General features: G+C 73.7%; 27 protein-coding genes. 20 read left to right on the top strand and 7 right to left on the bottom strand.

The features are described 5' to 3' along the window. Positions 1-43: 43 nt before the first annotated feature. The 6 genes from IW249_RS23415 to IW249_RS23390 are packed head-to-tail and all read left to right on the top strand — an operon-like array spanning position 44 to position 8,176. Positions 44-676 (top strand): ATP-binding cassette domain-containing protein, encoded by a 633-nt coding sequence (locus IW249_RS23415; RefSeq protein ID WP_196922725.1) that lies wholly within the window; start codon positions 44-46, stop codon positions 674-676. Next, positions 673-1,950 carry a type 2 periplasmic-binding domain-containing protein gene (locus IW249_RS23410; protein ID WP_196922724.1) on the top strand — a complete coding sequence of 426 codons (1,278 nt, stop codon included), beginning with the start codon at positions 673-675 and terminating at the stop codon, positions 1,948-1,950. The genes IW249_RS23415 and IW249_RS23410 overlap by 4 nt, the downstream gene beginning before the upstream one ends. Next, positions 1,947-3,713 carry an ABC transporter permease gene (locus IW249_RS23405; RefSeq protein ID WP_196922723.1) on the top strand — a complete coding sequence of 589 codons (1,767 nt, stop codon included), beginning with the start codon at positions 1,947-1,949 and terminating at the stop codon, positions 3,711-3,713. Before IW249_RS23410 ends, IW249_RS23405 begins: the two co-directional genes overlap by 4 nt. Beyond that, entirely contained in the window at positions 3,710-6,094 is a 2,385-nt protein-coding gene (locus IW249_RS23400) for a tetratricopeptide repeat protein (protein WP_196922722.1), read from the top strand. Before IW249_RS23405 ends, IW249_RS23400 begins: the two co-directional genes overlap by 4 nt. Before the next feature lie 40 nt (positions 6,095-6,134). Then, a complete protein-coding gene (locus IW249_RS23395; protein ID WP_196922721.1) occupies positions 6,135-6,758 on the top strand; it encodes an ABC transporter ATP-binding protein in 624 nt (207 codons plus the stop codon). Continuing rightward, entirely contained in the window at positions 6,755-8,176 is a 1,422-nt protein-coding gene (locus IW249_RS23390) for a DUF6297 family protein (protein ID WP_196922720.1), read from the top strand. The genes IW249_RS23395 and IW249_RS23390 overlap by 4 nt, the downstream gene beginning before the upstream one ends. 30 nt (positions 8,177-8,206) lie before the next feature. Here IW249_RS23390 and IW249_RS23385 read toward each other — a convergent pair whose 3' ends face one another. Then, positions 8,207-9,238: an extracellular catalytic domain type 2 short-chain-length polyhydroxyalkanoate depolymerase gene (locus IW249_RS23385; RefSeq protein WP_196922719.1), complete on the bottom strand. Its 1,032-nt coding sequence runs from the start codon at positions 9,236-9,238 to the stop codon at positions 8,207-8,209. Between the two features lie 290 nt (positions 9,239-9,528). On the opposite strand from IW249_RS23385, the gene IW249_RS23380 reads away from it, so the two are divergent. Further along, the gene (locus tag IW249_RS23380) at positions 9,529-10,107 is read left to right on the top strand and encodes a dihydrofolate reductase family protein (RefSeq protein ID WP_196922718.1); all 579 of its coding nucleotides are present in this window, start codon (positions 9,529-9,531) and stop codon (positions 10,105-10,107) included. On the opposite strand, the gene IW249_RS23375 is transcribed toward IW249_RS23380, so the two are convergent. Beyond that, positions 10,089-10,799, bottom strand: a complete 711-nt coding sequence (locus tag IW249_RS23375; RefSeq protein ID WP_196922717.1) for a helix-turn-helix domain-containing protein — start codon at positions 10,797-10,799, stop codon at positions 10,089-10,091. The two genes, IW249_RS23380 and IW249_RS23375, sit on opposite strands and share 19 nt — an antisense overlap. Before the next feature lie 41 nt (positions 10,800-10,840). After that, positions 10,841-12,313 (bottom strand): MocR-like pyridoxine biosynthesis transcription factor PdxR, encoded by a 1,473-nt coding sequence (gene pdxR, locus IW249_RS23370; protein ID WP_196922716.1) that lies wholly within the window; start codon positions 12,311-12,313, stop codon positions 10,841-10,843. A gap of 62 nt (positions 12,314-12,375) precedes the next feature. Between pdxR and IW249_RS23365 the strand changes: the two genes are divergently transcribed. Then, positions 12,376-12,987, top strand: coding sequence for a LysE family translocator (locus tag IW249_RS23365; protein ID WP_196922715.1), 612 nt, complete (start codon positions 12,376-12,378; stop codon positions 12,985-12,987). Positions 12,988-12,994: 7 nt separating this feature from the next. After that, complete coding sequence (locus IW249_RS23360; RefSeq protein ID WP_196922714.1) at positions 12,995-13,735, top strand: B3/B4 domain-containing protein; 741 nt, start codon at positions 12,995-12,997, stop codon at positions 13,733-13,735. Here IW249_RS23360 and IW249_RS23355 read toward each other — a convergent pair. Further along, positions 13,708-14,310, bottom strand: a complete 603-nt coding sequence (locus tag IW249_RS23355) for an MBL fold metallo-hydrolase (RefSeq protein ID WP_196922713.1) — start codon at positions 14,308-14,310, stop codon at positions 13,708-13,710. The two genes, IW249_RS23360 and IW249_RS23355, sit on opposite strands and share 28 nt — an antisense overlap. Positions 14,311-14,389: 79 nt before the next feature. Here IW249_RS23355 and IW249_RS23350 point away from each other — a divergent pair, with 79 nt between their 5' ends. Then, positions 14,390-15,196, top strand: coding sequence for an SDR family oxidoreductase (locus tag IW249_RS23350; protein WP_196922712.1), 807 nt, complete (start codon positions 14,390-14,392; stop codon positions 15,194-15,196). 18 nt (positions 15,197-15,214) lie between these two features. Here the strand turns inward: IW249_RS23350 and IW249_RS23345 are convergent, their stop codons facing one another. Continuing rightward, positions 15,215-15,823, bottom strand: a complete 609-nt coding sequence (locus IW249_RS23345; RefSeq protein ID WP_196922711.1) for a hypothetical protein — start codon at positions 15,821-15,823, stop codon at positions 15,215-15,217. Between the two features lie 181 nt (positions 15,824-16,004). Between IW249_RS23345 and IW249_RS23340 the strand changes: the two genes are divergently transcribed. From IW249_RS23340 to IW249_RS23330, 3 genes are all read left to right on the top strand, one after another. Further along, on the top strand, positions 16,005-17,102 hold the full coding sequence (locus tag IW249_RS23340) for a DUF5919 domain-containing protein (protein ID WP_196922710.1): 1,098 nt from the start codon (positions 16,005-16,007) through the stop codon (positions 17,100-17,102). Positions 17,103-17,175: 73 nt separating this feature from the next. After that, positions 17,176-18,057: a pentapeptide repeat-containing protein gene (locus IW249_RS23335; protein ID WP_307788687.1), complete on the top strand. Its 882-nt coding sequence runs from the start codon at positions 17,176-17,178 to the stop codon at positions 18,055-18,057. A gap of 72 nt (positions 18,058-18,129) precedes the next feature. Further along, a complete protein-coding gene (locus IW249_RS23330; RefSeq protein WP_196922708.1) occupies positions 18,130-18,366 on the top strand; it encodes a preprotein translocase YidC in 237 nt (78 codons plus the stop codon). Positions 18,367-18,373: 7 nt separating this feature from the next. Here the strand turns inward: IW249_RS23330 and rnhA are convergent, their stop codons facing one another. Continuing rightward, positions 18,374-18,847 carry a ribonuclease HI gene (gene rnhA / locus IW249_RS23325; protein ID WP_196922707.1) on the bottom strand — a complete coding sequence of 158 codons (474 nt, stop codon included), beginning with the start codon at positions 18,845-18,847 and terminating at the stop codon, positions 18,374-18,376. Positions 18,848-18,857: 10 nt separating this feature from the next. Next, complete coding sequence (locus tag IW249_RS23320; protein ID WP_196922706.1) at positions 18,858-20,138, bottom strand: lycopene cyclase family protein; 1,281 nt, start codon at positions 20,136-20,138, stop codon at positions 18,858-18,860. A 124-nt stretch (positions 20,139-20,262) separates the two neighbouring features. Between IW249_RS23320 and IW249_RS23315 the strand changes: the two genes are divergently transcribed. The 7 genes from IW249_RS23315 (at position 20,263) to IW249_RS23285 (ending at position 25,809) form a co-directional block, all read left to right on the top strand. Next, positions 20,263-21,090 (top strand): ArsR/SmtB family transcription factor, encoded by an 828-nt coding sequence (locus IW249_RS23315; protein WP_196922705.1) that lies wholly within the window; start codon positions 20,263-20,265, stop codon positions 21,088-21,090. Positions 21,091-21,423: 333 nt separating this feature from the next. Further along, complete coding sequence (locus IW249_RS23310) at positions 21,424-21,909, top strand: hypothetical protein (RefSeq protein ID WP_124775133.1); 486 nt, start codon at positions 21,424-21,426, stop codon at positions 21,907-21,909. An 86-nt stretch (positions 21,910-21,995) separates the two neighbouring features. Beyond that, positions 21,996-22,607 carry a class F sortase gene (locus IW249_RS23305; RefSeq protein ID WP_196922704.1) on the top strand — a complete coding sequence of 204 codons (612 nt, stop codon included), beginning with the start codon at positions 21,996-21,998 and terminating at the stop codon, positions 22,605-22,607. A 171-nt stretch (positions 22,608-22,778) separates the two neighbouring features. Continuing rightward, on the top strand, positions 22,779-23,879 hold the full coding sequence (locus tag IW249_RS23300) for a magnesium and cobalt transport protein CorA (protein ID WP_196922703.1): 1,101 nt from the start codon (positions 22,779-22,781) through the stop codon (positions 23,877-23,879). A gap of 219 nt (positions 23,880-24,098) precedes the next feature. After that, a complete protein-coding gene (locus IW249_RS23295) occupies positions 24,099-24,515 on the top strand; it encodes a YchJ family protein (RefSeq protein WP_196922702.1) in 417 nt (138 codons plus the stop codon). 188 nt (positions 24,516-24,703) lie between these two features. Then, positions 24,704-25,426 (top strand): hypothetical protein, encoded by a 723-nt coding sequence (locus tag IW249_RS23290; protein ID WP_231392629.1) that lies wholly within the window; start codon positions 24,704-24,706, stop codon positions 25,424-25,426. Then, positions 25,423-25,809 carry a VOC family protein gene (locus IW249_RS23285; protein ID WP_196922701.1) on the top strand — a complete coding sequence of 129 codons (387 nt, stop codon included), beginning with the start codon at positions 25,423-25,425 and terminating at the stop codon, positions 25,807-25,809. The genes IW249_RS23290 and IW249_RS23285 overlap by 4 nt, the downstream gene beginning before the upstream one ends. Positions 25,810-25,824 lie beyond the last annotated feature (15 nt).

The following is a 25,824-nucleotide window of genomic DNA, read 5'->3' as shown; positions in this document are numbered from 1 at the left end:
TCACGGTGTGCCACCCTGGGACGGTCATCGATGGTCACCGGAGGTGAGGGTCACGTTACGGCTACGCGCACTGGTCGCCGTCCCCGGCACCGGCCCGGTGACCCTCGACGTTCCCGCCGGCACGCTCGCCGCCCTGGTGGCGCCGCCCCGGTTCGGCACGGCGGTGGCCCGGGTGCTGGCCGGGCTCGCGCCGCCGGTGACCGGTCGCGTCCTCGTCGGCGACCGGGACGTCACCGGCCTGCCGCCGCCCCGCCGGCAGATCGGCTACGTGCCCGCCGGTGGCGCGCTGCTGCCGCAGCTCACCGTGCGGCGCAACATCGAGTACGGCCAGCGCAAACGTGAACGGGTGCACGAGGTGGCCAACGACTGGACGGCCACCGTCGTCGACCGGCTCGAGTTGGGGTTGTCCCTCGCCCTGCTTCCGCACCAGATCTCCGCCGCCCAGCGGTTCCGGGTGGCGCTCGCCCGAGCGGCGGCCTGCCTGCCCGAGGTGCTGGTGGTCGACCTGCCGGCCGGTTCGGCGGGCGACAGCCGCCTCGGTGACCTGATGCCCCGGCTCTCGCCACCGGACGCCCCCGGGGTGGCGGTGCTGGTCTGCACCGCCGACCCGGCCACCCTGGCCGAGATCGCGGTGCGGCACGAGCTGGTCACCGAGCCGACCGAGGCGACCCGATGAGGCCGCCCGCCGGAGTGAGCCGTCGTACGCTGCTGCGCGCCGCCGCCGCGGGCTCCACCGCGCTGGCCGCCGGCTGCTCCGGCGGAACCCGGTCGGTGCAGGTCGCGGTGGTCTGGAGCACCAGCGAACTGGACCGGTTCCGCGAGGTCGTCGCCGGCTACCCCGCCCCGGTGCAGGTGGTCAGCGCCGGCAACGACATCGACGCGTTCCTGCGCGCCCGACACCTCGCCGGCACCAGCCCGGACGTGGCGATCCTGCCGCGCCCCGGCCTGGTCACCGAGTACGCCCAGCGCGGCTGGCTGAGCCCGGTGCTCGCGTCCACCGAGTACGCCGTACCCGCCGGGTTGGGCGAGCTGCTGACGGCCGAGGGCCAGCGCTACGGCGTCTGGGTCAAGGCGGCGCACAAGTCGCTGGTCTGGCACCTGCCCTCCATGTTGCCCGTGCAGCCGGCCAACTGGGACGCGCTGGTCCGGCGGACCCAGGAGCTCGGCGCGCTCGCCCGGCGCGACGGCGGGCCTGCGCCCCTGGCCATCGGGGCCGCGGACGGTTGGGTGCTCACCGACTGGTTCGAGAACGTCCTGGCCGACGTGGCACCCGAGAGCTACAACGCCCTGGCCCGACCGGACGCCGACTGGCAGGGCGGGCCGGTGCGCGAGGCGCTGGACCGGCTCGCTGGGCTCTGGAGCATCAACGGGGCGTTCGTCGGCGGTGGCCGTCGCGCCCTGCTCACCCAGTACGAGGAGTCGGTGATCCAGGTGGTGCACACGAAGCGGGCGGTGATGCTCGTCGGGGCCGACTTCACCGCCGACGTCGCCGACCCGTTCCAGCGCGGCCCGGAGGCGCCTGTCACGTTCCGGTTCCCGGGCGCCCAGCCGGGCGGCGGCCCACTGATCGTCGGTGGGGACGCGGCCGTGGCGTTCACCGACGCCCAGGGCGGGGTCGAGCTGGTCGAGTGGCTCACCCGGGTCGACTCGTTCCAGCCGTGGCTGCGCGCCGGCGGCTACCTCTCGCCCAACACGAACGTCGCGATCGGCAGCTACCGGGACCGCGTCGGGCAGGGGCTCGCCGCGGAGATGCGAACGCCCGGCACCCTGCGTTTCGACCTCTCCGACCAGTTGCCGGGCGCGTTCACCGGCTCGGACGGGGTGGGCATCTGGCGGATCATGCAGGGCTTCTTCGCCGACGTCACCGACGGGGTCCGCGCCAGCGAGGCGATCCGCCGGGCCACCGGCCTGCTCGCCGCCGCGGCGCGTAGCGCGGGGGGCGGCCGATGAGCCAGGTGCGGGTCCTCGGCGAGCTGGCGGTCCTCGACGACGTCGGTCCAGCCCGACGGGGGCGGGCCTACCCGGCGGTGGGGGCGACGTCGGCCCTGCTGCTGCCGGCTGCGGTGCTGCTCGGCGGGTTGGTGCTGTGGCCGGTGCTGCGGACCATGCACGCCAGTGTCACCACCGACGGTCGCTGGGTCGGCGCGGCGCACTTCCGGACCGCGCTCGCCGCCCCGGGCACCGGCGCGGTGGTCGGCCGGACGGTCCTCTGGGCCCTGCTGGTGCCGGCGGTGGTGACGGCACTGGGCTATCTGCTCGCCGCCGCGTCCCGCCGCTCCGAGGAGGGCGGCCTGGTCCGGCTGATCCTCCTGGTGCCGGTGGCGTTGCCGCTTGTCGTCACCGGGGTCACCTTCCGGCTGATGTACGACCCGGACCCGAGCCGAGGGCTGGCCACCCTGGTCGCGACCCGACTGGCCGGCCGCTCGGTGGAGGACGCCCCGCAGTTGCTCGGGCCGGGGATGGTCACCGTCGCGTTGATGTCGGCGTTCGTCTGGGCCTGGGTCGGGTTGGCGGTGCTGGTCTTCCGGTCCGCGCTGGACGCGGTGCCACCGAGCCTCGCTGACGCGGTCCGCGCCTACGGCGGCAAGCGTCGCCATGTGCTGTGGGACGCGCAGTGGCGGCCGCTGCTGCTGCGGACGACCGCTGTGGTCTTCGCGTTGGTCGCCGTCGGCACCAGCCGCACGTTCGACCTGATCCTGGTGATGACCCCCGGCTCGGTCCGCGACGAGGCCTCGGTGCTGGCGCTGCGGATCTGGCAGACCTCCGGGGGCACCACCACCGGCGACGGCGCCGCGCTCGGCGTGGTGTGGCTCGTGGCGGTGATCGGCGGGATCATGGTGGCCGCGCTCTTCGTCCGGCAGGCCTGGCCTCCACCGCCGGTCGAGGCGGCACCGGAGCCCGCTCCGGTCGCCCCGCCCCGGCGGGTGTTCCGGCTGCTGGCGGCGGGTGCCGCGATCGCCTGGCTGGTGCCGCTGGCGGTGCTGGTCGCCACGTCGGCGCACGGCCGGGTGGACGCCGCCGCGCGCGGCTGGTGGTCGGCGCCGCCAAACGGCGAGTCCTACCGCAACCTGGTCACCGGCACGGAGCTGTGGCGCACGCTGGGCTTCACCCTGCTGCTGGCGACCGCGGTGACCGCCACGGTGCTGGTGGTCGCGCTGCTGGCCGCGTACCCGTTGGCGTGGTTGACCGGGCCGGCCGCGCAGGCCACCGGTCTGCTGCTGCTGGCCGCCAGCGTCGTGCCGATCCAGGTCATCGCCGGGCCGGTCAACGAGGTGCTGGGCCTGGTGCTCTCCTCCGGCACGGCTCAGGGCCTGGCCCTGGTGCACATCGCGCTGGGCGTGCCGTTCGCGGTGCTGGTGCTGCGCAACGCGTTTGCCGACCTGCCGGTCGAGCAGGTCCGCGACGCCCGGCTGGGCGGCCGGCGGTGGTGGCACACCCTGCGCCGGTTGGCCCGGCACAACCGGTCGGCGGTGGTAGCGGTCTCCGTGCTGGAGTTCGTCCAGGTCTGGAACGACCTGGTGGTGGGTCGGCTGTTCGGTGGGCCGGGGTCCTTCCCGCTCGGGCCGTTCCTGGCCGAGCAGACCCGCAGCTTCGTGAGCAACAGTGGCGCGCTGGCCGCCAGCTCGGTGCTCGCCTCGGTGCTGCCGGTGGTGCTCGTGGTCCTGTCGCGGCGGCACCTGGTCGCCGGGCTCGTCTCCGGGGGCGTCCGGTGACCGGGCCGGGCGGTCCGCGCGGTGGCTCGCGCTGGCCCGCGCTGATCGCGATCGCCGGCGTGGTCGGCAGCATCCTCGCCAACGTGGCCAGCAACCTGGCCGGCAACCTCCTCTCCGAGCTGGCGGCCAGCGTGCTCGGGCCGGTGACGATCGTGCTGGCCTCCGGTGGCGTCGTCGGTTACGTGGTGTACGAGGTGCGCCGCCGCCGGGCCGGTCGGGAGGTCGGCCCCGAGCCGACGGAGGTGCTCACCACCCCGGCCACCGGGGCGCCCAACCTGCCGTACACGGCGGAGTTCACCGGTCGCGACGAGCACGTCGACGCGCTGGTCGGTCTGCTCGCCCGGGAGCACGCGGTGGCGGTCCTGGGCCGACGCGCCGTGGGCACCTCCGCGTGCGCCGTGCAGGCCGCGAACCAGTGCCGGAACGACTTCCCGGACGGGCAGTACTACCTGGACCTGCGGCGGCGCGGCCGACCCCGCTCGGCCCGGCAGGTGCTCACCGCGCTGGCCCGGATCCTGGGCACCGCCCCGCCGACCTCCGGACGTCCGGACGCGCTCGTCGCCGCCGCCGACGCGCTGCGCGGCCAGCTCGACGGTCGCAAGATCCTGCTGGTGCTGGACAACGTGGACCGTCCCGACCAGGTCCGGCCGCTGCTGCCGCCCACCGCGCGCACGTGCCGCCTGCTGCTCGCCGGTGGTCCGGCGCTGGTCGGTCTGGAGGGTGTGGTCGCGCACTGGATCGCCGAACCGGGCACGTCCGAGGCGGTGGAGTTGTTCGCCACGGCGGGCGGGGCCGCGCCCGCCGCCCGGGTCCGCCGCGCCGACCCGCGCACCGACCCAGCGGTACGCGACATCGTCGACCTGTGCGGGCGGCAACCGCGTACCGTCCGTGCGCTCGGTTACCGCACCGCACAGCACGGCTGGCGGCACTCCGACGTGCTGGACGCGCTGCGCCGGGCGGTGCAGACGCCACCGCACCAGCGGCTCGCCGTCTCACCGGTGGCCCGTCTGGTCACCGAACGGGACATCGCGTACCGGGTGTTGCCCCGCCAGGCCCGCCGGTTGTACCGGCTGATGTCGCTTGTCCCCGCCCCGGTGGACCGGCCCACCATCGCCGCGCTGGCCGGGCGGCACCCCGAGCTGGTGACGGCGCTGCTCGACCGGTTGGCCGCCGCGGCGTTCGTGGTCGGCGCGCCCGGCGACCGGTACGAGATCCGTCCCCTGCTGGCCGGCAGCGCCCGACTGCACCTGCGGGACGCGGACCCGGCCCGGGCCCGGGTCGCCGCGCAGGCCCGGTTGACCCGGCACCTGGCCCGCAGGGCCGAACGGCACGCGGCCAACCTGGCGGTGCTCGGCTCCCCACCGGACCGGGAGTGGTCGCTGCCGCTGGACGACGACCCGTACGGCTGGTTCGACCTGCACCAGGAGCTGCTGCTGGCGGTGGTGCGGGTGCCGGCGGGCGCGAAGGAGACGCTGCCCCGCCGGGTCCGCCGGTGGTGGTTCCGGCTGGCCGTGGCGCTGTGCGGTTGGCTGGCGTACGCCGACCGGCTCGACGAGTGGGAGCAGGTCTGCCGCACCGTGCTGGCCACCCCGACCGCCGACGACCGCCCGGAGATCGCGGGGTGGGCGCACAACGAGCTGGGGGTGTTGCGCCGACGCCGGCACGACCCGCAGGGGGCGGCGGCCGCGCTCACCCTGGCGGTCAACGAGCGGGGGCGGCGGGGCAACGCCCAGGCGCGGATGAACCTCGGCCTGGCCCTGCTCGACCTGGGGCAGCTCGACGACGCGGTGGAGCACCTGGAGATGTCGCGCCGACACCGCTCCGGCGCCGACCGGGCCGGGCACGCCCTCACCGAGCTGGGCCTGGGCGCGGCCCAACTGGCCCGGGGCGAACCGGACACCGCGCACCACCACCTGGTGCGGGCGGCCAACACGTTCCGATCCGTGGGCGACGCGCGCGGGTACGCGGCGGCGCTGACCAACCTGGTGCTGGTGCACGCGGCGCTGGGTGAGCACCTGGACGCCGCCCAGGCGTGGCGGGCCGCGCTGCGCGAGTACGAGTCGGTGAACGACCCGACGAGCCGGGCGACGGCGCTGCTCAACGCCGGGGCGACGCTGCTGAGCAGCACCCCGGGGCAGGCGCGCACGGCGTACGAGCTGCTGGCCGAGAGCCGCCGGCTGCGCGAGGAGACCCGGCCGACCGCCGGGCTGGCGCGCACCCTGCTCTACCTGGGTGACGCCTGCGCCGCGCTGGGCGACCGGGCCGACGCGCGGCGGCACTGGGCCGACGCGGCGGCGGTGGCCGAGGAGGTCGCCGACACGCAGGGGTTGGCCGCCGCCGACGCCCGACTCGAAGACGACGCCGACAGCCGGGTGACGTAGGTCGCTCGGGTTGGTCGGTGGCACAGCTCTGGGAGACTCTGTGATCGTGGACGCGCTCTCGGTACGGGGACTCAGTCGCAACTTCGGCAACCTGGTCGTGCTCGACGAGGTGAGCTTCACGCTCCCGGCGGGCCGGATCGCTGTGGTGCTGGGCCCCAACGGCAGCGGCAAGACCACACTGCTGCGCTGTGTCGTGGGCGCCGACCGGCCGGACGCGGGTGAGGTGCTGGTGCAGGGCCGCCGTGCCGACGAGACCGATCCTCAGGTGCGGGCGCTGGTGGCGGCCGCCCTGGACGACATCGACTTCTTCCCCGACCTGTCGGTGGTCGAGCATCTGGAGTTGGTGGCGTACGCCCACGGGGGCGACGCCGAGCCGGTCGAGGAGGTCCTCGCCGAGCTGGGCCTGGAGCCGGCCCGCGACCAACTGCCGGTGACGCTGTCCAGCGGGCAGCGCCGCCGGCTGGCGCTGGCGTCCTGTTTCGTCCGGCCCCGCCGGGTGCTGATCCTCGACGAGCCCGAGCAGCGGCTGGACGTCCGCGGGCGACAGTGGCTCGCCGACCGACTCCTCCGGGAACGGGCGGCGGGCGTTGCCGTGCTGTTGGCCTCGCATGACCCGGAGCTGATCGACGCGGTGGTCGACGAGCGCATCGAGATCGGCAAGTGACCGCCGCGCCGGCCACGATCGCCGACGCGCCGGCCGGGGTGCCGACCGCCCGGCAGGTGCGAACGCACCTACGCAAGGCCCGCAGCCGACACCACGACCATTCCCTGGGCGACGTGCTCGGCGACGCGTACGTCATGGTCCTGTTCGTGGGCATGTACGGCTGGTTCGCGATCAGCGCCAGCCGCGACCTGCTGGACTCCCCCACCGTGGGGCAGGCCGAGCCGGGGGTGCGCTGGTGGCTGGCGGTCGCCGCGCTGCTGGCCGGCGCAGGGCTGGCCTGGCGTGGTCTGCGCGCGCTCGGCCCGCTGCTGGTCACCCCGGCGACGCAGAGCTGGGCGACCAGCGCGCCGATCGACCGGCGGGCCTGGCTGGCGCCGCGCTTCGTCCTGCTGCTTTTGGGTTCGGCGGCCGGCACTGCGGCGCTCGGAGTGGCAGTGGCGGCGCTCGGCGGGGTCAGCGAACCGTCCGCCCTGGGCTGGGCGGCGGCGGCCGGCGCGGGGTGGGGCGCTGCCGCGCTGGCGCTCAGCGTCGTCGCCCAGAGCAGCCGGTCGGGTCGGCGCTGGCCGACAGCGGTCGGGGCGGCGCCGATGGTGGCCGCGGCCGTGATCACCGCAGTGGTGGTGCTCGTCGGTCGCTTCGGCGACGGCCTGCCCCGGCCGGCGACGACGCCGACCGTCGCGGTGTTCGCCGCCGCGGTGCCCCTCGTGGGCTTGGGTGTGATCCTCGCGGTACGCGCGCTGCCCCGGGTCGACCGGGCCACCCTGACCACCGGCGCGCAGTTCGCCAACGCCGCCGCCACGGCCACCATCCTGCTGGATCCGAGCCTGCTCGCCGGCCTGGTGGAGAGCCGCCGCTGGCGCACGATCGGCAGAGTTCACAGCCGCCGGTTCCGGCCCGGCCCCGGCTGGTGGGCGTTGCTCCAGGCCGACGTCCGCCGGTTGCGCCGCCACCCGAGCGCCGTGCTGATCTGGGCGGCGCTGATCGGGGTGCAGTACGCTGCCGCGCTCGCCCTGCCCGGGTTGGCCGGGGCCGCGCAGGTGGTGTTCGCGTACCTCGCCGCCGGCCGGCTGACCGGCGGCCTGCGGTCGGTCAGCCGCTCACCCGGTCTGCGTCGGGCGCTCGGCGGCAGCGACAACCTGCTGCGCGGGATCCACGTGGTGGTGCCGGCGGTCGGTGCGGGCCTGTGGTGGTTGCTGACCCTGCCCACGGTCGACCCGGGGCCGGCCTGGCTGGCGCCGACGCTGGCGCTCGGGGTGGTGGCCGCCGCGTTCCGGGCCGGCACCCGCCCGCCCATCGACTACGGCGGCGCGACGGTCAACACACCGTTCGGGATGATCCCGGTCGACCTGATGCGTCAGGGGTCACGGGGGCCGGCGCTGCTCGCCGTGCTGGTCCTCGTCCAGCTGTTCCTGGGCTGACCGGCCATCCGTCCGGCCAGCCCGGGGCACTCAGCCGTCCAGCCGACGGACCATGTTCATGATGGTCTCGACCTGCGCGCCGCCCTTGATCGGGAAATTGGTCGCGCCCAGGTAGCCCCACCAGTCCCAGCAGCCGTTCGGGTTGCTGAGGGAGGTGCTCGCCTGGGGGTACAGGACGATCAGGTTGTTGGTGTCGGCGTACTGGTTGAGGTTGGCCCGGTCGACGAACGCCGTGCCCACCGCGCCGGAGGACTGCACGCAGCCGTGCAGGGCGACCAGCAGGCGGCACGACTGGCCGGCCGCGCAGGCCGATGGGACGTAGGCGAAGCCGTTGGCGTCCATGCTCAGCCCGTTGGCCCAGCCGTTGACTGCGAAGGTGTTCTGGCTGAACCTGATGAGCGAGCCGCCGAGCGTCCCGGTGTTCGGTGCGGTCACCCCGCCGAGCAGCTTGCGCAGGAGGACGTTCTGCGGGTCGGTGCCGCAGTCGTTGAGGTACGGCGACGCGGTCGCCGCGCATCCGAGCGTGCCGTACGGCGTGACCCAGGAGTGACCGGCGGCGGAGCCGCTGTCGTACTGCACGCTGGCCCCGAAGTGCTGGTAGTACCGGACCAGGTCGTCGGTGACGGACTTCTTGACGGTGGTGTCGTTGCCGCCGTGGAACACGTACACCGGGTCGCCGGACAGGTTGCCGACCGGGTCGACCCAGCCGTACGACGCCCAGGTCCGGGTGTACGTCTGCAGCGCTGACACGTTTGTCGGGTACCGGTTGTCGCCGCAGCCGTAGAGCGCCTGGGCGACGGTGTTCTGGGAGCAGTAGTACGGTCCGGCGGCGAAGACGGCCGCTCCCCGGATCCGGGACGAGTAGGCGACGTGCAGTTGGGTGGCCATGTAGCCACCGGAGGAGACCCCGGCGACGTAGACGCCGGAGACGTTGTAGGTGCCCAGCGACCCGGAGACCGGGGGCTTGGTGGGCGGGTTGGCGGCCTGGGCGGGTGCCGCCGCGGTCAGGATCAGCAGGAACAAGGCCGCGAGGGTGGTGGCGGCTTTCAGCGGTGTGGGCATGGGCGCTCTCCTCGGCAGCGCCAACGGGGGCGTCGGCGTGCGCCGAAGCTACCGTGACATAGACCACACCAGATATGAGCGTAACCGCCACGTCCAACCGCGTCGAGGTGTCCCCCACGCCCACGTCTGCATCGGGGAAAGCGCGGCTACTCCAGATCGCCACCTTTGCTCTGCTTCAACCGAGGCAACATCCGCGCGTCTGGACCCGATGTCGTTTCCGTCCAAGACAGCGCCGCGACCGCCATCTAGCGTGGACCCAGCAGCTCGTTCGAGCATGAGGAGACACCACAATGCGCAACCTGGTCTACACCGGTTTCATGTCGCTCGACGGCGTCGTGGACTCGCCCGGCGGCGGGCCGGGTGAGGAGCACCGCAGCGGCGGTTGGGTGTTCAAGGACCTCGAGTTCGTCCCGGAGGCCTGGTCGCTGAAGGGCGAGGAGCTCACCGACACGACGGCGCTGATGTTCGGCCGTCGCAGCTACGAGGCGTTCGCGCCGGTCTGGCCCGGTTCGGAGGACCACGCCGACTACAAGGAGCTGCCCAAGTACGTGGTGTCGAGCACGCTGCCCGACGACGCGCTGGTCGACGGGTGGGGGCCGACGACGATCCTGCGCTCGACCGGGGACGTCGCCGCGCTCAAGCAGGGCGAGGGCGGGGCGATCTTCATCCACGGGAGCGCGGAGCTGGCCCGGCGGCTGTCGGACGAAGGGCTGATCGACCAGTACAACCTGCTCGTCTTCCCTGTGCTGCTCGGTGCCGGGAAGAGCCTGTTCGGCCGGGCCGACCGGGACAAGCACATGCTGACGCTGCGGGAGTCGGAGAGCTACTCGAACGGCATCCTCAAGCTCGTCTACGACGTCAAGCGCTGATCCAGGTCGAGGCCGATGGCGCCGCCGGTGCCCTCGCGCAGTTGCCTGACGGTGCGTCCGACGTAGCAGCGCAGTGCCCGGGCCAGGTGCGGCTCGTCGAAGTAGTCGAGCTTGGCGACCACGTCGGCGGCCGGGTCGCCGGTGGCCAGCAGCTCCGCCGCCGTACGGGCCCGCTCGACCTGCCGGATCGCGCCGCGCGTCAGGCCGGTCGCGGCGCGGAACCGGCGTTCGACGGTACGCCCCGAGACGGCCGGACGGTGGCCCCGCAGCAACTCGGCGACGAGCGGGTCACGGACCACGGCCCCGGCCCGGACGAGGCTGTCGACCAGGGCCTCGGCGTCGTCGGGGCCGGGCGTCTCCCAGCGCGCGCCGTCCAGCCGGAACGTCCGGCGTGTGGTGTCGGGAAGCTCGATGCCGCCGTCGACGAGCGTCGGCGTGGGCACGGCCCGCAGCGAGGTGCCGACGGCGAACTCGATGCCGGTGAAGGTCGCGCCCTCCGGCACCGGCGCCGTGCCGGTCCGGGTCTCGGGACCGGTGATGCTCGTGTACGTCCGGCCGGCCTGCTCCCAGAACACCAGGCCCCAACGCACCCCTGCCACGGACGTCATCGTGGTGACCTGCTCGCTCGTGCAGGTCCACACGGCGTCGACCCAGGGCGAGTCGGACCCGCGCGTCTCGAACCGCAGTCCCACTGGCGAAGGATACGCCGGCGAGCACGGTGGACCGGACGGTCCTAGCCGGAGCGGAGAGCGGCGGCGACAGCGGCGACGCCGTCCTCGATCTCGGTGGGCGTACGGGCCGCGTAGCCCAGCACGAGGCCCGGCCGGTACGGCCGCTGGCAGTGCCAGGACAGCGGTTGCACCTTCACCCCGCGCGCCAGCGTCGCCGTGGCCAGTTCGGTGTCGAGAACCGCGTCGTCCAGCGTGATCATCAGGTGCAGGCCGGCGGCGGCGCCGTGCACCGTCGCCGATGGCAGCGCGCGGGCCAGCGCGGCGATCATGGCGTCCCGCCGGCGGATGTGTCGACGGCGCAGCAGCCGCAGGTGCCGCTCGAAGGCGCCGGAGGTCATCAGCTCCGCCAGCACCAGTTGCGGTAGCACGGCGTTGCCCAGGTCGGCGTTGCGCTTGGCGGCCACCACCGCCTCGCGCAGTCGCGCCGGCACGAGCAGCCAGCCGACCCGCAGGGCGGGGGCGAGCAGTTTGGAGACGCTGCCGGCGTAGCAGACCTGCTCGGGCAGCAGTCCACGCAGCGCGGGCACCGGAGGACGGTCGTAGCGGTGCTCGGCGTCGTAGTCGTCCTCGATGATCAGACCGCCGGCCCGCGCCCAGGCAACGAGGTGGCGGCGGCGGTCACCGTCGAGCACCACGCCGGTCGGGAACTGGTGCGCGGGGGTGAGCATCACGGCCGGTGCGCCACTGGCGACCAGCTCGTCGACCCGCAGCCCGGCGTCGTCGACGGTGATCGGCGGGGTGTCCATCCGCCAGTTGTTCAGGTGCTGTCGCACCCCGAGGGAGCCCGGGTCCTCGACCGCGATCCGGTCGACGCCGGCAGCGGTGAGTGCCTGGGCGAGCAGGCCGAGCGCCTGGGAGACGCCGGCCACGATGATCACCTCGGCGGGGTCGACGCTGATGCCGCGGTTGCGGGCCAACGCGGCGGCGACGGCCTGCCGCAGCGCGGGCGTGCCACAGGGGTCGCCGTAGCCGAGGTCGGCCGCGGCGAGGCGACGCAGCACGGTCCGTTCGGCGCGCAGCCAGTCCGCGCGGGGAAAGGCGGCCAGATCGGGTACGCCGGGCGTCAGGTCGATTGACGCGTGCGCCGCGCGTACCGCGTCGAAGATGTCGGTGCCCGGTGCCGGCGGGAAGGTCGCGACCGGTGCCGGCGCGGCGGCCGGGGCGGGTGTGGGCGCGGCCGGCGCGGCGACGACCACAGTGCCGGCCCGCCCGCGACCGGCAACGTGCCCCTCCTCGGTCAGGCGCTGGTACGCCTCGGTGACCACGCCCCGGGACACACCGAGGTCGGCGGCGAGCACCCGGGTCGGCGGCAACCGGTCGCCGACCGGCACCCGACCCTCGGCGATGGCCTGCCGCAGCCGGTCGGTCAGCCAGTCGGCGCGCCCACCCGGCGCCGCGTCGGCGATGGTCAGGTGCAGGAAGTCGGACCCGGCCGATATGGACCTCTCGGACGCCGTCGTTTTGGCTCTGCCCATCGGACCATTGTGGCAGCAGAGTGAGCAGGAGCCAGACCTGCCCACTCCGCCGGAGGATCATCGTGACCATCCCGTTCCTGATCACCACGCTGATCGTGGTGGTCACCCCCGGCACCGGGGTGATCTTCACGCTCTCCGCCGGCCTGTCCCGGGGCGCACGGGCCGGGGTGCTGGCCGCGTTCGCCTGCACGCTGGGCACGCTGCCGCACCTGCTGGCCGCGATGACCGGGCTGGCCGCGCTGATGCAGACCAGCGCGGCGGCGTTCGAGACCGTCCGCTACCTCGGCGTCGGCTACCTGCTCTACCTGGCCTGGTCCATGGCGCGCGACCGCGACGCCTTCGCGGTAGCCACCGATGCGCCACCCCGCTCGGCGATCCGGGTGATCGTCTCCGGGGTGCTGGTCAACCTGCTCAACCCGAAGCCGACGATGTTCTTCGTCGCGTTCCTGCCGCAGTTCGTGGACACCACGGCACCGGGCTCGACCCGGGCGATGCTCGGCTGCGGCGCGGTGTTCATGCTGCTCACCTTCGTGGTGTTCAGCGGCTACGGCATCTTCGCTGCCCGGGTGCGCGACCGGGTGCTGACCCGGCCCCGGGTCACCGACTGGCTGCGCCGATCCGCCGCCGGCACGTTCGTCGCGCTCGGCGTGACCCTCGCCCTCACCGAACGATAGGACCACAGTGCAGTTCGAACATGCTCCGCAGCTTCGTGACGCGTACCCCGACCTGGTCGCCGGTGTGGTGCTCGCCGACGGGATCACCGCCACCACCGACGTGTCGGCACGCACGGCCGGCTATCTCGCCGCGGCGCAAGGACGGTTGGTCGGCGGGGCCGAGAGCGGGTTCCCGGAGATCCAGGCGTGGCGGCGGGCGTACGCGGCGATGGGACTGCGACCCACCAGGTACCGGTGCGCGGCCGAGGCGCTGCTGCGCCGGCTGCGCCTGGACGGCGAGTTGCCCCGGGTGCACCCGCTCGTCGACCTCTGCAACGCCATCTCGGCCGCGTACGCCATCCCGGTCGCGGTGCTCGACCTGGACCGGGTCGACGGCGACCTGGTGGTCCGGCCGGCGCACGGCGACGAGGCGTACCTGAGTTTCGCTGGCGACACCGAGCATCCCGAGCCGGGCGAGGTGACCTTCGTCGACTCCGCCGGGCGGGCGCACGCACGACGGTGGACGAACCGGCAGAGCGGCTGGTCGGCCGTGCGGGCGGGCACCTCGTCGGTGCTGATCGTCGCCGAGGCGCTGCACCCGGGTGGTGAGCCGGCCGTGACCCGGCTGGTCGCCGCCCTCGTGACGGAACTGACCGACGGGTGGTCCGCCTCGACGGCCGCCGCGGTGCTCACCACCGCCGCACCCCGCTTCCGCGCCCCAGCGGCGGATGACGACCGGGGTCAGGCGGTGTCGCCGGGCACCAGGTGACGGTAGCCGGGGATGGTCTCGGCGAACCAGCCGGCGACGCTGGCCAGGCCGCGGTCGTTGAGCTGCGCGTCGTGGATCGGGTACGCCGCCGCCGCGCCCACGGCGCCGGCGAACCGGATCGCCTCGTCGAGGCGCAGCCAGGACCCCTGGGCCGGGACGAGCAGGGTACGCACCGGCTCGTCCGGCACGTGCAGGGCGTCGCCCGGGTGGTACAGCTCGCCGCCGATCAGGTAGCCGAGGTTCGGGCAGTCGGGCTGTCCCTCGTGGATCGCGGCGTGCCGGCCGCCGTGCGCGCTGACCGGGATGCCGGCCGCCGTGAAGCGTTGCCCGGCGCGGACCTGGGTCACCGGAAGCGGGGCGAGATCCGGCAGTCGGGCGCCTTCGGGGGCGTACACGGGGACACCGAGACCGGCGAGCCGCAACACGTCCACGTGGTCGGTGTGTTCGTGGGTGACCAGGACGGCGTCCGCTCCGACCAGGGCCCTCGGCTCGCTCCACGTCCCCGGGTCGACGACCAGCACCCCACCGTCGTGTTCCACCCGCACGCACGAGTGGGTGAATCGGGTGATCCGCATCAGGCGACGGTACGCCGTCGGCAGACAGGTCGTGGTCCCCGTGGCGGTTGGCCCGGCCCTGCCGGGGTAGTGCGCCAGCATGCCGCAGCGATACGAGAACTACCCGAGGATCGCCGTCGTCACCGGCGCGGACTCCGGCATCGGCAAGGCCTGCGCGGTGGCGCTGGCCACTGCCGGTTTCGAGATCGGCGTCACCTGGTACGGCGATCCCGACGGCGCGCAGCGGACGGCCGCCGAGGTCCGCGCGACGGGGCGGCGCTGCGAGGTCGCCGAGGTGGACCTGACCCGCCTGCCGGACGCGGCGGGGGTGGTGGACGAGTTGGCCGACCGGCTGGGTGGCATCGGGGTGCTGGTCAACAACGCCGGCACCGGGGCCTCGACGCCGTTCGTCGACACCGGGTGGGAGCAGTGGCGCGAGGTGCTCGCCGTCGACCTGGACGCGCCCTTCCTGTGCGCCCAGCGGGCGGCGCGACGGATGCGGGCCACCGGCGCCGGAGGGCGGATCATCAACATCACCAGCGTGCACGAGCACGCGCCCCGGGTGGGCTCCGCCGCGTACTGCGCCGCGAAGGGCGGGCTCGGGCTGCTGACCCGGGTGATGGCCCAGGAGTTGGCCGCCGACGGCATCACCGTCAACGCCGTCGCCCCGGGCGAGATCGCCACGCCGATGACCGGTCAGGAGGATGTCGACCCGTTCACCCAGGAACGGCCCGGTGTGCCGCTGGGGCGGCCCGGCGACGCCCGGGAGGTGGCTGCCGTGGTCGCGTTGCTCGCCTCCCCCGCCGCCGGTTACGTCACCGGCGCGTCCTGGCCGGTCGACGGGGGCATGTTGCTGATGGGCCCCCAGGCGGCGGCGTTGCCGAACGACGACTGGCGGTCGGTTTGACCAACGCCGCGGGCGTCGTCAGCGCATCGGCGCGGCCGACGCCCGGACGATGTACGCGAACTGCACACCGAATGCCACCACCGCGACCAGCACCCCGACCGGGACCGCCACCTCGCCCCCGGCCCCGACGGTTGTGGTCACCAGGGCGATGCCGAGCCCGCTCAGCACGGCGTTGACCGCGCCCACGAGCGCGGCCGTGGTCAGCAGGAACTCCCACCGCCCCGGTCGCGTGCCGACCAGGTTCCAGGCCGTGCTCATGGCGTCGTCGGTCACCACCGCGTCGGCGAAGAAGTCGTGCTCGCCGGCGAGCTGGTGTTGGTAGTAGGCCCGGATGCGTTGGATCCGCCGCAGGTCCAACGAGTTCTCGACTGTGGTCTCCACCAGCCGCAGGAACGTCAGCACCCCGATGATGATCAGGGTCGGCAGCACCGCGGCCAGGTACGGCCGGACCAGCTTGTCGTTGCTGGCGACGAAGCCCAGGCCGATCAGCGCCGCCGACAGGACGGACAGGAAGATGGTGGCGCGGCCGGTGGCCTCGGCGATGGTGCCGGCGCGGGACGTCTGCAACGCGTAGTGCTCGGTGGTCAGGACGGTGAGAAGCGCCTGCTCGCGTTCGCTCTCGTCCACCCCGCTACCCTCCGTGGTCGCATGACTCCGTTACCGTCACTCTATGAGCGGCGGGGCGGGTCGGAACGGCGAACCGACCGCTCGGAGAACGGGACAGCGCCCAGCAAAGCGGGCACGTATCCTCCGAATTTCGGTGTTCAGCAAGCGGCGGTGGGGCCGACCGACGGCGGAAGGGGACCGGATGCCCGGGTGGGCTGGTCGGGGCGGGCGGCAACGACGCGCCTTCGTCGTCGGCGGGGCACTGTTAGCGATCGCCGTCGTCATGCTGCTGGCCGCCTGGCGCAGCACCGGCTTCCTCAGCGACCTGCTGCTCAACCTCGGGGCCAGCGTGGTCCTCGCGGCCATCTCGTACGTCATCTTCGACCCGTTGTTCGAGGAGGCCCGCAAGGCGCGGGTGCAGGAGCACCTCAGCTTCGACCAGCAGGCGTTCGTGACGCGGCTGCAGCGCTCCGGACGCCGGGTGCGCATCCTCGACACCTGGACGATCCTGCTGGAGCAACGGCACCGCGAGGAGACCCTGAGCGCGGTACGAGCGGCGCTCGCCAACGGCGCCCAGGTGCAGTTGCTGCTGCTCGATCCCGACTGCACCGCCGCCCAGCAACGCTCCGAGGAGCTGGAACGGCAACGGGTGGACGTGCCGCGGCAGATCCGCACCAACCTGCGCCACCTGGCGGCGTTCGCCGACGCGCTCGACTCGCGGCTGCGGCACCGCCTCCAGGTCCGGCTCTACGACGCGTCCCCGTCGATCCAGCTCTACCAGTGGGACGGGCGGGCGCTGATCTCGTTCTTCCCGATCGGGAAGTTGTCGTTCAACGTTCCGCAGCTCGAGGTGGACATGGACAGCCCGTGGGGTGGGTTCGTGCACGCCCGGTTCGAGGAGCTGTGGGAGCACGAGCAGGCCACCCTCGACCTGGAGCGGTACTGGTCGGTCATGGTCACGCTGCGCCACGACGAGTCGGACGTGGTCGAGGTACGCGTGCCGTACGTGACGGTGGACGGGCAGCACTACGTCGACTGCCGGGGGTTCCGGGTCACCGGGCCACTGACCGTGCGAGCCGTGCTGCCGCCCCGCGCGCCCGGGGCGGCCCCCGGTGTGTTCGCGCTGGCCGAGCCCGCCGACGGGGACCGCACCCCGGCCGACGTGGTGAAACGGCACTTCGACCAGAAGTACGGCCACGGCGACGGCGAGCGGGACATCCGCCGACTGGTGCCGCCGCCGGTCGATGCCCGCCCCCCGGCCCCCCGGCCCGCGACGGCCGGTGACACGCACGCACGGTGACCCCCGAACGGGCCGTCGGCTCGGCCCGGGAAACAATGGTGGCCCAACCCTGATCGCCAGGAGGACCGTCGGCGTGTCGCACCCCACCGCACCGCCGTCCGGGGCGGCGCAGCTGCGCGCCGACTGCGGACGCTGCTTCGGGCTGTGCTGCGTGGTGCCCGCCTTCGCCGCGTCGACGGACTTCGCCATCGACAAGCCGGCCGGCTCGCCCTGCCCGAACCTGCGCCCCGACCACCGCTGCGGCATCCACACGGAGCTGCGGGAGCGCGGGTTTCCCGGCTGCACGGTGTTCGACTGCTTCGGTGCCGGGCAGCAGGTCGCCCAGGTGACCTTCGGCGGGCGGGACTGGCGGGACGCGCCGGAGACGTTGCCGGCGATGGCGGAGGCGTTCGCGGTGCTGCGACCGCTGCACGAACTGCTCTGGTACCTCACCGAGGCGGTGGCGTTGGACCCGCCGGCCGACCTGCGCGCCGAGTTGGAACGCGCCCGCGCCGAGACGCTGACGCTCACCGAGGGTGACCCGACCCGCCTTCGCGCGTTGGACGTCGCCGGCCATCGGAACCGGGTCAACCCGCTGTTGTCCCAGGCCAGCGACGCGGCCCGGACCCCCGCCGGCACCGACCGGCGGGGTGCGCACCTGCTCGGGGTGGACCTGCGCCGTGTCGACCTTCGGCGGGCCAACCTGCGCGGGGCGCTGCTCATCGGCGCCGACCTGCGCGGAGCGGACCTCGGCCTGGCCGACGTCACCGGCGCGGACCTGCGCGGGGCCGACCTGCGGGGCGCGGACCTGCGGGGCACCCTCTTCCTGCACCAGACGCAACTGGACGCCGCCCGGGGCGACACCCGCACCGAACTGCCGCAGACGCTCACCCGACCGGCACACTGGACGGCGCTACCGCTCACCCCGGTCCGTCAGCCGGCCCGGTCCCCGGCCCGTCGGGGCCGCCGCCGCTGACCGCGAGGTTTCGGCCGGGACGACGCCGGGTAGCCAGCGCCGACGCGGACCGGCATCGACGGGGGGCACGGCGTGGGCTACCGAAATCGCCAAGGTGAGCAGCCGGGCGACCCGCAGCACAGTGAGGACGAGGCCGGCCAGGTGCCGTTGGTGCAGGTCGAGGCGGACACCGACGTCCCCGCACCGGCGGACACCGACGTCCGGCCGGACATCGTGACCGAGCCCGACAACTCCGGCGTCGCCGGTGGTTCGTCGGGCAGCAGCGGCGGTGGGTCCAGCATGCCGAAGCACCCCGACGCGACCCGCTGACCCGGGCTCAGCGGCTGGTCAGCGCGCCCCGGGCCTCGGTCATGCCCTTGTTGGCGAGCCCGTCGGCCCGCTCGTTCTCCGGGTGCCCGTTGTGCCCCTTGACCCACAGCCAGGTGACCTCGTGCCGTTCGCAGGCCGCCTCCAACCGCTGCCACAGGTCGGCGTTCTTCACCGGCTGCTTCGCCGCGGTCCGCCAACCGTTGCGCTTCCACGACGCCAGCCAACTGGTGATGCCGTTACGCACGTACGTGCTGTCGGTGTGCAGCTCCACGGTGACCGGCCGGTTCAGGCTCTCCAACGCCTGGATGGCCGCCATCAGCTCCATCCGGTTGTTGGTGGTCGGCGTGGCCTCACCGCCGCACAGCTCCCGCTCGTGATCGCCGTAACGCAGGAGCGCGCCCCAACCACCCGGCCCGGGGTTGCCACTGCACGCCCCGTCGGTCCAGATCTGCACGCCCCTGCCGGCCACCGCGTCCACCATGCCCGGCAACCTACCGGGCGCGGACGTCGTCCTCCCCGCTCGGGGGGCCGGCGCGCCGCGCCGTCGGCGCCGAACCCACCACCGCGGGAGGGATGGCCGGCGCGGGTCGGGTGGGGCGCAGCCGGTCGCGGACGCGGTGTACGGCGTCACCGGCGGTCGCGGCGATCATCGGCACCAGCCGGGTCGAATTCATGATCGCGACCTCCTCGGCCGCAGTGGTGCCCCCGTCGAGGAAGCGCAGCACCCGCTCGGCCGGGTTGCGGTCGAAGAGCCGGTCGAAGAAATCGGGACCGCCCACTCCGCCCCGGTCCAGCGCCCGCAGTGCCACAGCGTCCATCCAGCGGTGCCGGCTCGGGTACGCCGGCGCGGGTACCGGCGCCCGTCCCACGGCGAGGGCGCGAGCCACCTGGTCGGCCTGGCGGTACATGGCGGAGAAGGTGAAGCCGGTCGAGGGACGGGTCGCGCCACCGGCCGTGCCGAGCCGCACCACGCGAGGGGTGGGCCGGGCCGGGAACGGCGCGTCGGTCATCGGGATCACCCCGTTCTCCACCTCACGCACCCGCAGCCCGGCCGGATCCAGCCCGAGCAGGTCCCGGTAGCCGGCCAGCGCCGCGTCGTACCCGGCGTCGGTGAGCAGGTCCGGCGAGAACTCGGTGTACTCGACCAGGGCGTAGCGGTCGCTGACCGGCAGCACGTACCCGAAGGAGACGCCCCGGGGCGGCTGCGGGGTACGGAAGTCCATCAGCACCGCCCGCGTCGGGTCGAACACCGGCCGGTCCGCCTCCAGCCACCACCCCCGGAAGTGCTGCAACCAGGTGGTTCGTCCCGCTCGCGCTGGCGGGCGGGGGCGGGAGTCGAGCACCCAGCCAGCCCGTACGCTGCGCCCGTCGCCGGTGCCCACCAGCACCCGGGCGCCGTCGTCGCGCACCGTCTCGGCGGGCGCGACGATCCGGGTGGCGTCGAGGCGACGCTCGGCGTCGGCAGCCCGGTCGTAGACCGGGCCGGAGCGGAGCATGGCGTACCGCAGCGGGGTGAGGTCCAGGACGCGGCGTCGCGCCGCCGTCGCCACCTCGACCTGCTGCCAGCTCGCGCTGAGCAACGGGTCCAGGTCGCTGTCGGGGTGGCCCCAGAACGCCCAGGTGCGGTCCTGACCACGTCGGCGCACCGGGTCGACGATGGCGATCCGTAGATCCCTGACGCCGTGCCGGTCCAGTGCGGCGAGCAGCAACGACGCCGCACCGCCGCCACCGAGCAGCGCGAGGTCGACGTCGAGCGGCGCGGAGTCGGTCACCCGCACCACGCTGCCACACGATCGCACCCGGTCGCCTGCCGCCACCGCCGCCAGGTTGACAGGCAACCCATAGGTTGCCTAACTTAATAGGCAACCGCCTGGTTACCTATTCGGGGGCAGGTCGATGGACGACGCGTTTCGGGCGCTGGCCGACCCCAGCCGGCGACGACTGCTGGACCGGCTCAACGAGCGCAACGGCCAGACCCTGCGGGAGCTCTGCGACGGGCTGGCCGGCACCCGACAGTCCGTCAGCAAGCACCTCTCGGTGCTGGAGGCGGCCAATCTCGTCACGACCGTGCGGCGCGGCCGGGAGAAGCTGCACTACCTCAACGCCGCCCCGATCAACGCCATCGCCGACCGGTGGCTCAGCCGCTACGACCGCGAGCGCGCCGCCACACTGGCCGACCTGACCACCGCATTGGAGCGACAACCCATGGAGAGCCCGACCTTCGTCTACACCACCTACGTCACCACCACCGCGCAGCGCCTGTGGTCCGCGCTCACCGAACCGGCGTTCACCCGTCGCTACTGGGGTGGAGTCGCGCTGGTTTCGGACTGGCGGGTCGGGTCACCAGTGCTGTGGCAGGACGCACCGGACGGCGAGCCTCGCGACCTCGGCCAGCGGGTGCTCGTCGCCGAGCCGTACCGCCGACTCTCCTACAGCTGGCACGGCTTCCAGCCCGAGCACGCCGAGCACTTCGGCTGGTCCGCCGAGGAACTGGCCGCCCGGCTCGGTGAGCGCCGGTCGACGGTGACCTTCGAGATCGAGCCGCACAGCGGGTCGACCGTCCGGCTGACCGTCATCCACGACGACTTCTCCCCGGACAGCGAAATGCACCGGGCGATCAGCGGCCAGCTCGACGGCAGCGGCGGCTGGCCGGAGCTGCTGGCCAGTCTCAAGACCCTGCTGGAGACCGGCGAGCCGATGCCCGACCCGACCCCGGCCCGCTGACCCGAGCGCACATCCGACGCGCGGCCCGGCGGCGGATCGTGCCGACCAGGCGGTGCATTTCCGCCGTCTCTGGCAATACCTCGCCATCGGCCCAGCGACGACAGCCCGACCGGATGGACATCGATCGGAGCACCGGTGCCGGTCGGGCCGTCCGGGCCTTTCCGCAGCTCTCCCCGCCTTCGGGTGGACACGTGACGGCAACGAGGATTTCTCATTTTCACCTGATCGAGGACCCAACCCACCTAGTGTTGGGCACACCGGTGCTAGTCACGGAGTTGGCCACCCGAACGACGTCCCACGCAGTCAGCGGACGAAAAGTGAGGGAAGACGCGTATGAAGGTCTCAACAGCACTCTGCTCGGCGGCGCTCGGCGTGGGCCTCGGCACGCTCCTGCTGCCAGGCGCCGCACTGGCCGACACCACTGTGTCACCGGCCACCACCCCGGTCGGTGGGACCGTCGTGCTCACCGCGACGACCTGCAACCCGAAGTCGGGTGACGCCATCTTCCGGGTCACCGGCCCCAACCGCGACCAGAACGTCCGATCCACCACGGCCGCCGCCGGCGGCGGACTGAGCGCCGAGCTCTTCACCGCCGGGTTCACCCTGGGTACGTACACGGTGGCGGCGACCTGCGGCGACGGCAGCTCGGCCGGCACCGCCACGTTCGCCGTCACCCCGATCGGCGGCGCGCCGGCCGGCTCCGGCGGCGACAACCGTGACACCGGCGCTCTCGCCGCCGGCGGCACGCTGCTCGGCACCGCCCTCGCCGGCGCGGTGATCCTGATCCGCCGGCGCCGTCCGGTGTCCACTGTCGCCTGATCGGCGACCGCTCCATCCCTGAGACGGGTGCCCGCGCCGGTGACACCGGTGCGGGCACCCCGACGATCCGGTACGGAGGTGCACACGTGTGGTGGCGGCGGACCCTACCGGCAGTGGTCGCCCTGCTCGGCGTGACCGGGCTCGGGCTGATCACCGTCGGACTCACCGCCGACCCGGCGCGGCCACCACGACCGTCGGCCGACGCGCCGACCCGCACCCACCCCGCACCGGACCTGGCACCGCTGCCACCGGCCGCGCCGGTCCGGGTGCAGATCCCCGCCATCGACGTACGCGCCGACATCGTCCCCGTCGGCGCCGACGCGGCAGGGGTGCTGGAGGTGCCGCCACTGGATCGGCCCACCCTCGCCGGCTGGTACCGGCACGGCGTCAGCCCCGGTGAGACCGGCAACGCCGTCCTGGTGGGACACGTCGACTCGCCGGCCGGCCCGGCGGTCTTCTTCGACCTCGGTCGGCTCCGCGCCGGGCAGCAGGTACAGGTCACCCGCGCCGACGCGCGGGTCGCCACGTTCACAGTGGACGACGTCCGGGCGTACCCCAAGGAGCACTTCCCCACCACACTGGTCTACGGCCCGGCGGACGCCGCCGGGCTGCGCCTGATCACCTGCGGCGGCCGGTTCGACGCGGCGACCGGCAACTACGTCGACAACGTCGTCGTCTTCGCCACCCGCACCGCCTGAACCGAACCGCCCTCCTCAACCGAACCGCCCCGCCTGAGCCCGGGCCGCAGGCCCGCGCCGCCCGCACCGCCCAAGCCGCCGCCCCGCTGTCGGGAGCCGGACCCTGCTCGGCAGAATGCGGTGGCACCATCCCCTGATCGGGGCGGTGCGCCGGCGACGGGGAGGCACGCGGTGGATCAGCGACCGGTACGGGACCGGACCGGTCGGGGCGTACGCGCCCTGGCCCGTCGACTGCTCGGACGCGTCGAGGACGCCTCCCCCACCCCCCGTCGGTCCAACCCGGACGCCGTGGTCGACTGCGCCGTCTACGTCAACGGCCGCCGGGAGCCCGGTCAACCGCACTACGCCGACGCGTACGCCAGGGCGCGGCACGGCCGCGACGCCTTCGTCTGGTTGGGGCTGCACGACCCCGGCCCGGCCGTGCTCGCCGCGGTCGGCCAGACCTTCGGCCTCGACGAACTGACCGTCGAACAGGCGCTCGCCGACGGGCACCGGCCCACAGTGCAGCGCCACGGGCCGGTCACGCTGCTGGTCCTGCGCACCGCCGGGTACGTGGAGCACGACGAGCTGACCGACACCTCCGAGGTGATCGACACCGGGGACGTCATGGTGCTGCTCGGTGACCGCTTCGCCATCACTGTGCGGCACGGCGCCGCCGGGGCGCTGCGCAGCGTCCGCGCCGACATCGAGCGCCGCCCCGCGCTGCTGGCCGCGGGCCCGTGGGCGGTGGCGTACGCGGTCTGCGCCCGCATGGTCGACTCCTACCTGGAGGTGGCCGGGCACGTCGAACGGGACCTGGAACGGGTCGAGGAGGCGGTGTTCGCCCGCGACCGCGCGGCCGACATCCAGCACATCTACCAGCTCAAACGGGAGGTGGTGGAGTTCAAGCGGGCGGTCCTGCCGTTGCAGGCGCCGATGCGGACGCTGCTCGAACCCGACGGCCCGCCGCGCGCCCTGCACCGCTGGTTCGTCGACGTCGACGGCCGGCTGAGCCGGGCGGTGGACCGCGTGGCCGCGTACGACGACCTGCTCACCTCGATCGTCCAGTCGCGCCTGGCGCAGCTCGCCGTGGAGCAGAACAACGACATGCGCAAGATCGCCGCCTGGGCGGCCATCGCGGCCACCCAGACCGGCATCGCCGGCATCTACGGCATGAACTTCGACCACATGCCCGAGCTGGCCTGGCGCTACGGCTACGCCGGCGCCCTCACCCTGATGGCGGCGGCAGCCCTGTTCCTGTACCGCCTGTTCCGCCGCTCCGGCTGGCTCTAACCCCCGCACCCCGCACCCCGCACCCCCACACCCCGGCCCCGGCCCCGGCCCCGGCCCCGGCCCCGGCCCCGGCCCCGGCCCCGGCGATCTTGCACTTTGTGTTGTGGATACGCACCTTTTTACTGCTTATGTCGCAGCAGGAAGTGCAAGATCGCGGGAGCGAGGGCGGGCGCGGGGGCGGGGTGGGGGTGGGTCGGCTCTCTGCGGCAGGATGGTGACGTGGGTAAGGGTGCGGGACGTCGGCGGGCGAACGCGACGACGGGACGGGTGTGCCCGTGCGGCTCCGGCCGGGCGTACGCGGACTGCTGCGCCCCGGCGCACGGCGGCGACGCCCCGGCGACGGCCGAGGCCCTGATGCGCTCCCGGTTCAGCGCCTTCGCCCTCGGCGACTCCGGTTACCTGCTGCGCAGCTGGCACTCGTCGACCCGGCCCGCCTCCCTGGAGCTCGACCCGGGGCAGCGGTGGACCCGACTGGAGATCGTGGAGACCGAGCGGGGCGGCCTGCTCGACGCCACCGGTACCGTGACGTTCCACGCCCACTACCGGGACGCGGGCCGGCCCGGCACGTTGACCGAACACAGCCGGTTCGTCCGCGAGGACGGCCGGTGGGTCTACCTCGACGGTGACCAACCCTGAGGGGCGTTTGGGCGTAGGATGACGTCGGCGTAGTCCTGCGCCGCACCTCCCTCCCGGCGCTCACGCCGCCGGCAACGCGGAGGCAAAGGGGGCCTGGAGCCCTCGGGACGTGGTGCCACATGCCCCACTCCGGCGGGGTCGGCGGGAGCGTGAGTCCCGGTGACCGTGCCGTTGACCGGGAGCATGTGATGACCACCCAGAGATCGTTCAAGGCCCGGGTCCGGACCCGGATGGAGAAGACCGGCGAGAGCTACACCACGGCCCGCCGGCACCTGATCAATCGGGCAGAGCCGGCGTCCAGCGCCGCGTCCCCTCCAGCACCTACCGAACCGACCGTCACGGCTGCCGCTGCGCAGACCGAGCGGATCGCCGACGACCTGATCCGCGCCCGGACCGGCCGTGGCTGGGCCGAGTGGTTCGCAGTGCTCGACGCCGCGTCCGCCACCGGGTGGACGCACACCCGCATCGCCCGTCACCTGGGCACCGAACACGAGGTGCCGGGTTGGTGGGCGCAGACCATCACCGTCGGGTACGAGCAGGCCCGCGGCCTGCGCGCGCCGGGTCAGCGACGCGGCGGTGGCTTCGAGGCAAGCGCGAGCCGGACGGTTGCCGTGCCGGCGCGCCGACTGTTCGAGGCGTTCGCCGACGAGACGGCACGCGCCCGCTGGCTGCCCGACGTCGAGGTGCGCGTCCGCACCGCCACCGCGCCGCGCAGCTTCCGGGCCGACTGGGCCGGCGGCCCCACCCGGATCGTCGTCGGCATCGACGCTGTCGGCGAGTCGAAGGCCCGGGTCAGCATCCTGCACGAGAAGCTGACCGGGGCCGAGCAGGCCGCGGAGCTGAAGGCGTACTGGCGGGAACGGCTCGCCGCACTGAAGGCACTGCTCGAAACGGACGGAGACCACCGATGACCATGACGTTCATCAACCTGCCGCTGCGCGATCTGACCACCGCCACCGAGTTCTACCGGGCGATCGGCTTCACCAGCGACCAGGCCGAGCCGGACGGCGACACCATGGTGCTCACCGTCTCCGACACCACCCGGCTGGTGCTGCACCTCCGCTCGGGCTTCGAGGCGTACACCGGGGTCGCCACGCCGGACACGGCGACCAGCCGGGAGGTGATCATCGGGCTGTCGGCGTCGAGCCGGGGGCAGGTCGACGAACTGGTCGACCAGGCGGCGGTGGCCGGTGGGGAGTCGCTTGGGCCGGGGATGGCCAACGGGCCGATGTACATGCGCGGCTTCCGGGACCTCGACGGCCACCAGTGGTCGTTCCTCCACATGGCCGGCTGACAGTGCGGCCCGGCG

The sequence above is a fragment of the Micromonospora vinacea genome (assembly GCF_015751785.1).
Taxonomy (GTDB): Bacteria; Actinomycetota; Actinomycetes; order Mycobacteriales; family Micromonosporaceae; genus Micromonospora; species Micromonospora vinacea.
Note: the sequence above shows the minus strand (reverse complement) of the source record. Positions and strands in the feature narration are given on the sequence as shown.